This is a genomic window from Natronorubrum daqingense (assembly GCF_001971705.1).
Lineage (GTDB): Archaea > Halobacteriota > Halobacteria > Halobacteriales > Natrialbaceae > Natronorubrum > Natronorubrum daqingense.
This window is the reverse complement of the sequence record NZ_CP019327.1, coordinates 2,712,749-2,725,051: the sequence shown is the minus strand read 5'-3', so window position 1 is coordinate 2,725,051 and position 12,303 is coordinate 2,712,749. Positions and strand designations below refer to the sequence as shown.

General features: G+C 63.2%; 12 protein-coding genes. 5 read left to right on the top strand and 7 right to left on the bottom strand.

Annotation, left to right across the window (positions count from 1 at the left end):
- The first annotated feature begins 142 nt into the window (after positions 1-142).
- From BB347_RS13265 to BB347_RS13255, 3 genes are all read left to right on the top strand, one after another.
- A complete protein-coding gene (locus tag BB347_RS13265) occupies positions 143-1,474 on the top strand; it encodes a cation:proton antiporter (RefSeq protein WP_076583033.1) in 1,332 nt (443 codons plus the stop codon).
- Between the two features lie 206 nt (positions 1,475-1,680).
- Positions 1,681-1,887, top strand: coding sequence for a DUF4177 domain-containing protein (locus tag BB347_RS13260; protein ID WP_076583032.1), 207 nt, complete (start codon positions 1,681-1,683; stop codon positions 1,885-1,887).
- Positions 1,880-2,896: a hypothetical protein gene (locus BB347_RS13255; protein ID WP_076583031.1), complete on the top strand. Its 1,017-nt coding sequence runs from the start codon at positions 1,880-1,882 to the stop codon at positions 2,894-2,896. The genes BB347_RS13260 and BB347_RS13255 overlap by 8 nt, the downstream gene beginning before the upstream one ends.
- A 25-nt stretch (positions 2,897-2,921) precedes the next feature.
- Here the strand turns inward: BB347_RS13255 and BB347_RS13250 are convergent, their stop codons facing one another.
- From BB347_RS13250 to BB347_RS13235, 4 genes are all read right to left on the bottom strand, one after another.
- Complete coding sequence (locus BB347_RS13250; RefSeq protein ID WP_076583030.1) at positions 2,922-4,010, bottom strand: saccharopine dehydrogenase family protein; 1,089 nt, start codon at positions 4,008-4,010, stop codon at positions 2,922-2,924.
- 170 nt (positions 4,011-4,180) lie between these two features.
- On the bottom strand, positions 4,181-5,311 hold the full coding sequence (locus tag BB347_RS13245) for an ORC1-type DNA replication protein (RefSeq protein ID WP_076583028.1): 1,131 nt from the start codon (positions 5,309-5,311) through the stop codon (positions 4,181-4,183).
- 79 nt (positions 5,312-5,390) lie between these two features.
- Positions 5,391-5,558 (bottom strand): DUF1059 domain-containing protein, encoded by a 168-nt coding sequence (locus BB347_RS13240; RefSeq protein ID WP_076583026.1) that lies wholly within the window; start codon positions 5,556-5,558, stop codon positions 5,391-5,393.
- 85 nt (positions 5,559-5,643) lie between these two features.
- Positions 5,644-7,689 carry a MutS-related protein gene (locus BB347_RS13235; RefSeq protein ID WP_076583024.1) on the bottom strand — a complete coding sequence of 682 codons (2,046 nt, stop codon included), beginning with the start codon at positions 7,687-7,689 and terminating at the stop codon, positions 5,644-5,646.
- Between the two features lie 114 nt (positions 7,690-7,803).
- Here BB347_RS13235 and BB347_RS13230 point away from each other — a divergent pair, with 114 nt between their 5' ends.
- Positions 7,804-8,028, top strand: a complete 225-nt coding sequence (locus tag BB347_RS13230; RefSeq protein ID WP_076583022.1) for a hypothetical protein — start codon at positions 7,804-7,806, stop codon at positions 8,026-8,028.
- A gap of 66 nt (positions 8,029-8,094) precedes the next feature.
- Here the strand turns inward: BB347_RS13230 and BB347_RS13225 are convergent, their stop codons facing one another.
- The 3 genes from BB347_RS13225 to BB347_RS13215 all read right to left on the bottom strand — a co-directional run bounded on the left by BB347_RS13225 (position 8,095) and on the right by BB347_RS13215 (position 11,791).
- Positions 8,095-9,621 carry an amidase family protein gene (locus BB347_RS13225; protein ID WP_076583020.1) on the bottom strand — a complete coding sequence of 509 codons (1,527 nt, stop codon included), beginning with the start codon at positions 9,619-9,621 and terminating at the stop codon, positions 8,095-8,097.
- A 165-nt stretch (positions 9,622-9,786) separates the two neighbouring features.
- A complete protein-coding gene (locus BB347_RS13220; RefSeq protein WP_076583018.1) occupies positions 9,787-11,112 on the bottom strand; it encodes an MFS transporter in 1,326 nt (441 codons plus the stop codon).
- A gap of 370 nt (positions 11,113-11,482) precedes the next feature.
- Complete coding sequence (locus BB347_RS13215; protein WP_076583332.1) at positions 11,483-11,791, bottom strand: non-histone chromosomal MC1 family protein; 309 nt, start codon at positions 11,789-11,791, stop codon at positions 11,483-11,485.
- Positions 11,792-12,036: 245 nt separating this feature from the next.
- Here BB347_RS13215 and BB347_RS13210 point away from each other — a divergent pair, with 245 nt between their 5' ends.
- Complete coding sequence (locus tag BB347_RS13210; RefSeq protein WP_076583016.1) at positions 12,037-12,234, top strand: hypothetical protein; 198 nt, start codon at positions 12,037-12,039, stop codon at positions 12,232-12,234.
- The last annotated feature ends 69 nt before the right edge of the window (positions 12,235-12,303 follow it).

Below are 12,303 nucleotides of genomic sequence, written 5' to 3'. Positions count from 1 at the left end.
GTCTTCGGAGCGGTCGTTCCACTGCCGGTCTTCGGAGCGGTCGTTCCGTTCGCCGGTCGGTTCGTGTCCTCGTGCCGTCTTCGTGAAGTGTCCAGCGAACCCGACAAACGCCTTTTCTACGCCCGTCCGTCACTGAACGACGATGAGTGCGTACGAAGCGGCGCTTATTATCATCGCCGTGGGACTGCTGGGGGCGATCGTCCTGCCGCGTCTGCTCGCCGGCAAGCCACTCTCCCTGCCGATGTTCTACGTCGCCCTCGGTGGCGTGCTCTTCACCGTCGTCCCGACTGCGCCGACGATCGATCCGGTCGCCAACTCGACGGTGACCGAACACCTCACCGAACTGGTGGTGATCATCGCCCTGATGGGTGCTGGATTGAAAATCGATCGACCGTTCGACGTGACGAGTTGGTCGGCGACGTGGCGACTGATCGGTATTACGATGCCGCTGACGATCGGCGCGATCGCGCTCTTGAGCTGGATGGTGCTCGGACTCCACCCGGCGACGGCGATCCTCTTGGGGGCCGTCCTCGCCCCCACAGATCCCGTTCTCGCCTCCGACGTGGACGCCGGCGCACCGCTGACCGAACTCGAGAAGGAAGCTGCACCGGCCCACCGGTGGGGGTCAGTCCGCTTTTCGCTGACGTCGGAGGCCGGCCTCAACGACGGGTTAGCGTTTCCATTCACGTACCTCGCGATCGCCGTCGCCGCGGCGGACAATACGACGACGCACGTGTGGCTCGCGGAGTGGGCGCTCGTCGACGGACTGTACCGGGTTGCCGTGGGGCTCCTCTTGGGGTACGCGATCGGGAACCTGATGGCCCGACTCGTTTTCTACGCGCCGGCGCCGTCGCACCGAGCCGAAATAATGGCGGGTGCTGAGGCCATCGTGGCGACGTTACTCGCCTACGGCGTCACGGAACTGCTCGGTGGATACGGATTTATCGCGGTATTCGTCGCGGCGCTCGAGTTACGACGATACGAGTGGGAACACGAGTATCACCGTGAGTTGCACGATTTCGCCGCGCTCGTCGAGCGACTCCTGATGGCGGCGGTTCTCGTGCTCTTTGGCGCTGCGATCGCAGACGGACTCCTCGCCCCGTTGACCGGCACTGACGTCCTCGTTGGCTTGGCAGTGATAGTGCTCGTCCGGCCTCTTGCTGGATTGCTCGGATTCGTCGGATCCGACGCGCCGTGGAGCGATCGAACGGTAATCTCCTTTTTCGGCATTCGCGGAATCGGTTCCTTCTATTACCTCTCTTTCGCGCTCGCACACGTCTCGTTCGAAGAACTCGAGTTGCTCATCGCGGCGGAACGGCTGTGGGCTCTCGTCGGCGTGGTGGTGCTCACCTCGATCGTTCTCCACGGAGTGACTGCGGGCCCCGTGATGAACGCACTCGAACGGCGTCGGAACCGACCGATGCCACCCGACGACACAACTGAGAGGAGGCTGGCTGACAAACGGACCGATTGAATCACTCGAATCGCAACCAACTGAACGGTCGGTCCCACAGCACTCGAGCACGTTGACTCACGCATCGAGGTCAACTTGAGGGCGAACGATTCCCATGAGCAACCAATCGAGGACGTCGAACTCGACCGCGACGGTCTCGAGTACGCCCGTCGAGACGCGATTGCAAGGTGACGGTTTTCGGTGACGGTCGTCCAATCATCTGATAGATGGACGACAGCACCGCGACACGGTGGGAATACGAGACGGTTCGTCCGCCGCGGGATCCGACGATGGAGGAGGCTGCGGATCCGAAGCAGGAATTAAACGAGATGGCTGCCGACGGCTGGGAACTGGTCGACACCATCGACTACAGCGGCGGCGGGACGAAGTTCCTCGTCTTCAAGCGGCCGGCTGGCGAGGGCGACGATGGGTAACGACGAGGACGGCCCGGGAACGGCGAACACGATGCGCGAGCGGGCCGGCGAGAGCCGATTCAAGTTCTGGTTCCTGCTCAGGGCGAACCGGCTCGTGCTCACCGGCCTGCTCACGGTGGCCTTCTTCCTCGCGTTCATGACGGGCGTGTTCGTCGATCCGGTGCTCTCGGACATGGTCGCCGAGCGGGCGGTCATCGAGGCGATGTTCTCGACGATGATCAGCGCGCTGATCACCGGCATCACCCTCGTCGTGACGATCAGCCAGTTAATCATCTCTCAGGAGAACGGGCCCCTCGGCGATCAACGCCAGCGAATGAGCGAGGCGCTCGACTTCAGAACCTACATCAAGGAAGTGACCGGCAAACCCGCGCCGGCGGACCCGTCGGCGCTGCTCCGCGAGATCGTCGACACCAGCGAGAAACGAGCCAACGATCTCGAGGAGTCGGTGGAGAAACTCGACGATCAGGAACTCATCGAGGACGTTAACGACTTCACGGAGAGCATCACCGGAAACAGCGATGCCGTCCGAGAACAACTCGAGGGACAGCAATTCGGGACGTTCGACGTGGTCAACGCGGCGCTCGACTACAACTACTCCTGGAAGATGTTCCAGATCGATCGCATGGAAGACGACTACCAGGACGTGCTTGAGGACGAGCAGACCGCGGCGTTCGACGACCTGCGAACGTCGCTGGCGATGTTCGGACCCGCCCGCGAGCACGTCAAGACGCTGTACTTCCAGTGGGAGTTGATCGACCTCATGCGGCTGATACTCTACGCCGGTATCCCTGCCTTACTCGTCTCGGGGATGATGCTGACGTTCGTCAACGAGGCGACGGTTCCCGGGTCGACGCTCGGTATCAACAACCTGCTCTGGCTCGTCGGCGCCGCGTTCTCGATCACGCTCGTCCCGTTCTTGTTGTTGACGACGTACGTCACTCGAGTGGCGACCGTCGCCAAGCGAACGCTCGCGATCGGTCCGCAGATCCTCCGGAAGTCCCAGCGCTGAGCAGACCGGTCGCCGTCGGCGTTTGCTATCGAAGCAACGGATTCACCGGCGACGACGCCTCAGGCGTCGACTCGTCGAAAAAGCCCTTGACGCCCTCGAGATCGAGGACGAACTCGGGACCGAACGCTCCCGCGGGCGTCTGGAAGCCGTCCGCAGCATCGCCTGCGAGCACCCGCTCCGTCACTGTCACGGCCGCATCGGTGGTCACGACGTAGGGATCCGGCGTCCGGAGGCGAGAGACGATCGTTTCGTCGCCGTCGGTGCTAGCCTCGCCCCAGATGTAGGCCGACCCGCGTTCGCGTGCCCGCTTGGACGGCCCCTCACGAATTCCAGCGAGCAGCTTCAGCGTCAACTGAACGGGCGAAGCCGAAAGTATCGGCGCGAGAACGCGGTGGAGTTTGAGGGCCGTCCTGGCGGGCTCGGGCATCACCGCGTACATCTCGACGTTCGGAATCCCGGTCGTGTAGTGGGCGACCGAGACGTCCCCCATCGGCATCGTGATCGCCGGTCGCGCTCCGCGACCGAAGTCGATTTCGCGGGTGCGCCAGACCGTCGGGACGTCCTCGAGTTCCCCGCCCCGACGGATCGCTCCGCCGTCGTCGGCACCTTCGATGACCGTTCGAACCGTCCCGACCGACGGCACGCGGAACGAGTCGACGCCCAGCGCGAGCGTCGTCGCCTCGGGCAACCTGTCGGCGAGGTGGGCGGCGAGACAGTCCATCGGGACCGTCGAGAGCGCGGCCGACGGGAGGAGCGTGACGCCGGCGTCATCCGCCTCTGCATCTCGGCCCCGAATCGATTCGATGACGGGAATCTCGCCCGTGATGTCGACGTAGTCCGCTCCGCTCTCGAGACAGCCCTGGACGAGCGGGTCTGCGGTGTTCGAGAAGGGGCCGGCGCAGTTCAACACGCAGTCGACGTCTGCGAGCGCCTCGGCGACGATTCGGGGATCCTCGAGCGCGAAGCGTCGGCCCGGTTGCTCGAGGTCGTCGACCTGCTCGCGAAGCTTTTCGCGATCACGACCGGCCAGTATCGGGTCTAGTCCGCGCTCGATCGCTTCTTCCGCGATCAGCGATCCGACGAATCCGTACGAGCCGTATATCAGGACCGTCATGCACTCACTCGTGCCTGTTAGCGGGTAAGTGACGTGCCGGCATAGCTATCGACGAGCGTGAAATCGATGTCTCGAGTCGCGTGACCGACGTTTCGATCCGCGAACGGAGGTTTCGGTCAGCGAACAGCGGTTTCAGTCCGCAAGACCTGTCGGAACGGATCCGCGACCGATCACTCGAGACGGTCTAAGACGGCGTCTTTCTCGTAGGATAGCGAAAGCGACCGCGAGCGACCGCGGCCGTCGACGTCGGCGTAGTCGGCGTCGATCAGGCCGAGTTGATCGAGTTTGTTGACGATTTCGGAGTAACGCGTGTAGCCGAGATCGGTTCGCTCGTGAAACGTCTCGTAGACGCTCCCGGCTTGCTCGCCGTCGTTGTTGGCGATGACCTCGAGCAAGGCTCGTTCGGTGTCGGCGAGCCCCGAGAGGCTTCGCGAGAGATTGATGTACTTGGATTTCTCGTAGGCCGACTCCACGTCTTCGCGCTCGACGGTGCGACTGGCACGCATTTCGGCGTTGAGGCCGGCCCGTCGCAACAGGTCGATGCCGACGCGAAGGTCGCCGCTTTCGGCGGTGAGGTCGGCGACGTACTCGAGGGTCTCGCGGGCGATCACGCCGTCGTGGAAGCCGCGTTCGACGCGTTCGGAGAGGATATCGACGATTTCGGATTGGCCGTAGACGGGGAAGTAGACGTCCTCAGGCCGGAAGACGCTCTGGACTCTCGAGTCGAGTTCGTCGATCACGTCGAGTGCGGGATCGGAGGAGACGACGATGACACCGATCTTCGCACCGGGATACTCCTCGTGGGCTCGCAGGAGCGAGTACAGCGTATCCGAGGCCTCGTTTTCGTAAAAGAGGTAGTTGACGTCGTCTAAGGCGACGACGAGCACGCGGTCTTCCTCGACGAGCTTCTCGGCAATCTGCCCGAAGAGCTTCTTGAAGGAGATGCCCGACGACGGCGGTTCGTAGTCGAACGTCCCTTCGAACAGCCTCGAGAACACCGAGTAGCGCGTCGCGTTGACCTGACAATTGACGCGAATCGTTCGCACGTCGCTGGTCTGGGCACCGACCTCGTCGAAGAGTTTCTGAATCGAGGTCGTCTTCCCGGTTCCGGGCGGTCCACGGACCATCACGTTGAGCGGTCGCGACCCGCGCACCGCTGGCCGGAGCGCATACGTTAGGCCCTGTGTCTGGCTCTCGCGGTGTTTGAACGTCTCGGGAAGATAGTCGATTTCGAAGACGTGTTCGTTCTTGAACACGGATTCGTCCCACGACAACATCTCCCCGTCGGGGTCGTCCACCATCACTTTCACCACGCTCTCGTAGCTACTTAGTTCTTCGCCGCAGTTTCACCGTTCTGGCCGTGTAACGTGGCGTTTCACCTCACGCCGCCTCGACTCGTTCGACTTCGCGCTCGAGGTCGGCCGGATCGATTCGCCCGTTGTGGGTCATCCGAACGTGCGCTCGCACCAGCCGTTCGACCTCCTCGGCGCTGCTCGAGCGAATCAGGAACTGGCAGGGCCCCGTCGAACACTCGAACTGGTAGGTCACGACGTACCATTGGCTGGGAACCGATATGGGAATTACACTTGCAGGTGCTCACCGTCTCGCCGAAGCAAAGCGGCCGTAGGCGACCTCAGTTGAACTTCTCGAGCAACCGATCGTAGAAGACTGGCGACTCGGCCGGGCTCCCGCCGTTGGCCGCGACTGGCTCCTCGGCGGCTTCCTCAGCCAGTTTTTCGACGATCAGTTCGGGAGTCGAACGAGCCAGGTGGTCTTTGACCGGCGAGCGATTTACCTCGAGTTCCCCATCCACGAGACCGACGGCTTCGATGCCGTCGACGGTCACGTCGTAGTCGGCCATTTCGCGAATCTCGCCGGCTAAGTGCGAGACGAACACTCCCGTTGCGCCGTTTTCGGAGAGCGCCTCGAGGATGCCCGCGATGATCTTCGCCGACGCCCCGGGTTCGGTGATGCTCTCGAGTTCGTCGACGAGGACGAGCGAGCCCTCGCCGCCCTGTGCGAGGTCCGCGAACTCTCGGACGGTCGACTCGAACGCGCCCGCGTCGAGCGTGCCCTGCGTCTTCGCGTGGTAGTGTAGGTCGTCGAACCTCCGCACCTCCACGTCTTCGGCTGGAACCGGCAGCCCCATGTGGGTGAGGACGACGACGCTCGCGACCAGATCCAGCGTCGAAGTCTTCCCGCCGCTGTTGACTCCCGAGAGTAACGCGACGCCCGAGACCTCGTAGTCGACGGGATCGATCTCTTTGAGTGGCTCCTCGAGCAGCGGCGAGCGACCGCCGTCGATGGCGAATCCGACCGACGGCTCGTCGTCAGTGGTCGACGGCTCGCGGACCGTCGGCATCGTACACTCGAACTCGTTCGCGAAACGGGCGATGGCCAGTTCGACGTCGAGCTCGAGGGCGTCTCGCACCAGTCGGCGCGCGTCCTCGCGCTGGTCTGCGAGATCAGCCGCCAATTCTCGTTTGAGCCGGCCTGCGCGTCGCTCTTTGGTCGCCGTCAGGTCTTTGCGAAGCCGCGAGATTACGTCCTCGTCGCGTTCGACCGGGAACGTCGGTTCGTCGCCGAACGCTCGTCGAGCGATTTCGGCTTCCCCCGGATCCAATTCGAGGGCGTCGATCAGGTGCTCTCGCGCCGATTCGACGGCGGCGGCGTACTCGTCTGCAAGCTCTCTCGAGAGCAGCGAGTCGACGCCGGCACCGCGTTCGACGAGCGAGAGCAGGTCCGAGCCCTCGATCGTCACGTCCTGTGCTTGAATCGCTTCTCGGAGGCGATCGTTGGCGACGCTTTCGGCCGCGCTCGCTGCGGCGTCCAGATCGTCGACGGCGACCGTCAACCGATCGAGTTCGTCGTCGCCGGCGACGGTCCCGTCCGCCTCGAGTCGGGAGAGCCCGTCTTCGAGCGCGTCGAGGTCGCACGCTGGCTCGAGGCCCGCCTCCCGGTGTACCTCGATCGCCGCCTGCAGTCGGGTTCGGTTGCGCGCGTAGAACGCGAGCGAACGCTCGGGGACGACGTCCGCCGGGTTCTCGAGGGCGTCGGGTCTGACCTGCACGTCGCCGTCGATGGTTACCCCGGCGAACGATTCGTCCAGCGCGATCACCGTCGAGTAGCCGCGGGCGAGTTCGGCCAGCCCCTGTGCGTCCTCGACGATTTCGACCGACAGCTCCGGAATCGCTTCTCGCGCGCTCGAGTAGCGCTCGGCGTCGGTCGTCGCGAGACAGCGCTCACGGACTCGAACGTCGCCCGGCGTCCGGAGCGATTCGACGTCCTCGAGGGCCGTTCGAACCGCGGCCGAGTCACACTCGCGATCGATCGCTCGCCGGGCGAACGCCTGCACGTCCTCGATTCGCGATGGGCTCGGACTGGGATAGATCGTCTCGAGTCGCTGAGCGGCGTAGTCGGTGACCGTCCGCGCTTTGAGCAGGGCCAACAGTTCGCGATACACGTCGCGAGCGCGGTCGGTCGCCAAAAAGCCGCCCGGGTCGTCGTGTTGTCGCCTGATCGCGCCGCGGACGATTCGGGCGGCGCGACCCTGTGAAATTCCCGGTGCGCTCGCGACGGTCGCGACGTCGCCGCGTTGCAGTGCGCGCTCGGGGTCGTCGAGCGTTTCCAGCGCCCGGGCGGTCTTTTCGCCCACACCCGGGATCGACTCGAGATCCATGCTTCGTGAGCAGCGTATCAAACCGGAGCGAGAAAAAGCTCCCGCCCGCGGCGGCGGCGTTCGGCTTGCGCCTTCCGGGTCGGCCGTTATTCGAACGGGTTCCCAACGCGAGGCATGGTACTCAAACGCCTGCTCGGCTCGACGGCGACGCGGTCGCTCACGGTGGTCTCGGTGCTTTCAGCGGCACGAACCGCGTTCAACAACGGAAAGCGCATCCGCGCACTCGCCTTGCTCGGCGTCGCCGTTCTCGCTTGGAAGTGGATGATCATCGGGCTGGCCGCACAGGGCCTGCTCAAACTGATCGGCGGCGGAAACTCGTCGGCGTCGCAATCGGCGTAACGGGTGCTAAAATTTTTCGAACCGTCGCTGACGCGCTCGAGTCGCCCCTTCTGAAACGCTCAAACGCTAGGTCGGTACCGACGGCGTCGACGGTGTCGCCTCCTCGAGCGTCGCCGCCGCGTCGAGGACCGTCGCGTCGTCGAATCGAGAGCCGACGAGCATGAGTCCGACGGGGAGGCCGTCGACCTCGCCGACGGGAACGCTGATCGCGGGGTGGCCGGTTCGGTTGAACGGCGTCGTGTTGGCGACGACGATCTCTTCTCGCATTCGGTCGAATTCGTCCATTTCGGGGGCGGTTTCCGGCGCGGTGTCGAGCGTCGTCGGCATCGCCAGCAGGTCGTGTTCCGCGAGCAACGCGTCGTAGCGTTCGGTGAGTTCGACGACGAGGTTCATTCCGTCGGCGTAGTACCGCGAGTGATAGGCCTCGTTCGCGTACGCGCCCATCAGTAGGGACAGCTTCAGCGGCGCCGGGAAGTCGTCGGCCTGCACGCGACGCGCGGAGCCGAAGAACTCGATCCAGGAGGTGTTGTACCAGGCCTTCCAGCCGTGGCCCAGCCCCTCGCCGATCATCGCGTCGAGTAACCCCTCCGCCGTACAGACGGTGTGAATGTCGCCCGCATCGCGGTGCATCGGCTCGGAAACGTCCGCGAGTGTCGCCCCTTCGTCCGCGAGCGCGTCGAGTCCCGTTCGAACGCGCTCGAGGACGCCCTCGTCGGCTTCGGCCCGATCGAACCCCTCCTCGAGCACGCCGATCGAGAGGTCGGCCGCGTCGCCCTCGAGTCGCTCGTGATACGGTTCGACGGGAACTGGCGCGTGCGAACGCAGATCTCGCTCGTTGCTCCCGGAGATGACGGAGAGCAGCCGAGCGGTCGTCTCGACGTCCGGGGCCATCGGTCCGGGGTGGTCGATCGCGTGTGCGAGGCCGATGCAGCCGGTGTAGGGAACCAGTCCGTAGGTCGGTTTGTGGCCGACGATCCCACAGAGGGCGGCCGGAATCCGAACGCTCCCACCTTGATCGGTGCCGATCGCCGCATCCGCGTCGCCCGTCGCGACGAGGACCGCACTACCGCCGCTCGAGCCCCCCGCGAGGTGGGTGTCGTCGTGTGGATTCGTAACTGATCCGAACGTGCTGTGACCCGTCCTCGTCATCGCGAAGTCGTCCATGTTCGCCTTGCCGGTGACGTCCGCACCGGCCTCGAGTAGCCGCGTGACAATCGTCGCGTCGACGTCCGGTATGTACCCCTCGACGACCTGCGAGCCACAGGTCAACTCGACGCCGCCGACGCAGACGTTGTCCTTGATCGCCACCTCGAGGCCGTCCAGTTCGCCGCCGTCGTCACCGGCGACGAAGCAGCGATTCACCCAGGCGTTGTGGGGATTTTCTTCGTCTGGCACACGGACTCCAGCGCTTCGCTCGCGTCGGTCTGACCCGCCGAATCGAGACTCGGGGTCGTACGACCGAACCGTTTCGTACGCGCTCACGCGGGATTCGGCCAGCGAGACGAACTGCTCGAGTTCGTCGTCGGTGAGGTCGAGAAACAACGATTCGCCGAGTTCGCGCAGCGTCTGTTTCGTTGGCGGTCGAATCGGCATACGGAGGTACTCGAGACGCCCGGTAAAGTCGTTAATTGACGTCAAAGACGAACGTCACGTATTCGTGAACGCACTCGAGTACGCAGTTCCGGGCGCGTGATTCGAGACGGACTGCGTCGCCGCGGTCGCCCGCCGATCTCGCCACAATCGTCTGTCAGTGTCACCTCAGTCGTCGCTCGGAGAGGTGGTGGCGGTCGTCGGCGCTGGCTGTTCGTCGACGATCCAGCCGTCTTCGGTCGCGTGTTCGGCGATGTGTGGCTGGAACACCCAGGCGGTTAGCACCAGAATCGGGATCATCGTGAGCGCGACGACGGTGTAGCCCACGTGGAGATTCGGCAGGAAGGGTGCGGCGAACAGGAGCGGGTACACCGATCCGCCGACCGTGCCGATCCCGCCGACGACGCCGGCGACGGTTCCCGAGTTGTCGGGGAACATCGCCGGCACCTGCGCGAAGATCGCCCCTTCGGAGAACGCACAGCCGACGCCGACCAGGAAGCCGGCGAACACGGCCAGATAGATGTTACCGGACAACCCGGCAGCCGTCATGCCGAATAAGGCCACGACGACGAACACCATCGTGGCGAACGTCCACTGCTCGCGGTAGCGGCCCTCGAACCACGGGAGGATGTTTCGCTCGTTGCGCGCCAGAACGTCGCTGATCCACCCGCCAAGCGGTCTGAGTAACCCGGCCGTGATCGAGAACGTGGCCGCGAACGTCGCCGCGATCACGAGGTCGCCTTCGCCGAACCCTTCGCGGTAGTAGGTACCGAGCCAGCCGTTCATCGCGACCTCGAGGCCGAAGGTCATGATGTAGGCGGCCGAAAGCACGACGGCACCGTGACGCGTCGCAATGTAGAGCCACTGAGATTTGGTGACGCCCGCTTTGGCAGCCTGCCGTCGTTCTTCGGTCCTGGCGGCGTCGCCGACGACGAAGTAGACGATTCCGAGAACGACAGCGAGAACGCCGGTGTAGAAGAACGCCGCTCGCCAGTTCGAGGCGAACAGGGGGTCGGCGTACCCCTCGCCGAAAATTCGCGGCAGCGTAAAGTACGCCCCGAGACCGGCACCGGCGTTGCCGACGCCGGCGAAGATTCCTTCAGCCAGACCGAGGTTCTCCTCTTCGAACCATTGGGCGACGTGTTGGATGCCGATGACGAAGGTGATCCCCGCCAACGAGGCGATAATCCGCGAGACGGTGAATATCTCGTACGTCGGCGCGAACGCGCTGAGAATCGAGAAGATTCCGACGACGACGAGCGTGACTCCAGCCGTCACCGGCGCACCCAGTTTATCGGTGATCGGCCCGATAACGATCCGGCCGAGGGGGACGGCGACCACGGCCGCACTCGAGACCAATCCGAGTTGGGCTACCGATAGCCCGAACTCCGCGGCGATTTCGTCGGTAAAGGGGGCGAACGAGAACCAGATGACGAACCCCAGATTGAACATCGCGGTCGCGAGCAACAGGTTGATCCACTTTCGGTCGATCATCGCGTTCCCCCGCCGCTAAAACGACCGTCACGCTCGAGTGGCGTCGCACTCGAGACGAACCGTTCTGTTGTACACAGCCACAATTCTTGGAGGTTCGGAACACAAGTCTCTTCCCAATTCGAGATTCCATGGACGTTTGGACTCATATCACGCTATACAGTGGACGCACAGAGTCGGTTAAACGTATTTATTAGTCACACCCAATAATAACACGACGTGGGCATACCACTCATCCAACCTAGAGCCGTTTAAGGATCTGACAACTACCTCTCGCAGCTCGAAAAACGACGATATCTCAGCTAATCGCTGCAATAATTCGACAACCCACACTCGAGGTGTGTGGAACGCGAAAGCACGTTCGAGGACAACGTTACTCTTCTAAGTGTTCGATGCCTTCCTTCGAGACGTTCGCTTCGGTGATCTCGTCGGGCATCCAGTTGGGCTTGTCGTCGGGTGCCGTCTCCTCCCACGCCCACCCCTCGTAGATGTGTACCTTGCTCGTTCCTTTCTCCCGTAGTCGGAGTTCGACACGTTCTGCGTCACTTTCACTCGAGCCAGGCTCGAGTCGTCGGGCCGCCTTGAGCGCCGCCTGACGGGGTGTATTACCCGAAAAGACGCTCGACTCGTCGCCGCCCGACTCGCGCAGTGCAAAGTTTCGTTTACCGTCTTCACGTACCATGGTTTTCGACTCCATGCCAACTCAGCACATGGTCCGACATAAAGATATCCCTGAAAACTGAGTGAACGTGCCACTACTTTTATGTAGATTGCCTGCGCCAGTGTTCTAAGAGTCTCTTCAGTCCCTCCGACTGTCGTCTTCGCCGACTCGGCCCCGAGTGCGTTTCGTGAGCGTCCCGGTTATTCCTTGAGGCGTCGAAAACACTTAAGTATATCCTACGGCGAAGTTCGGAATAGAATCCCGCGATGGTACGGAAAAAGAAGCTGAGTCCAAGCGGTGCGAAAGACGAAGATGGCAACTATCACAACGTCCACCTCAATCTCCACGAGGACGAACTCGCAGTCGCGGGGATGGATATCGGAGACGAAGTCTTCGTTCGAGTTCGGGACGGCAAGATCATTATCCAAAAGGCCGACAAAGAGGACGTCGAACACGAATTCTAACGAACTTTTGCGCTGCGCTTTTTCGCGCCGACGGCAGCTACGCTGCCGCACGGCGCGTCGTCGCTCGGC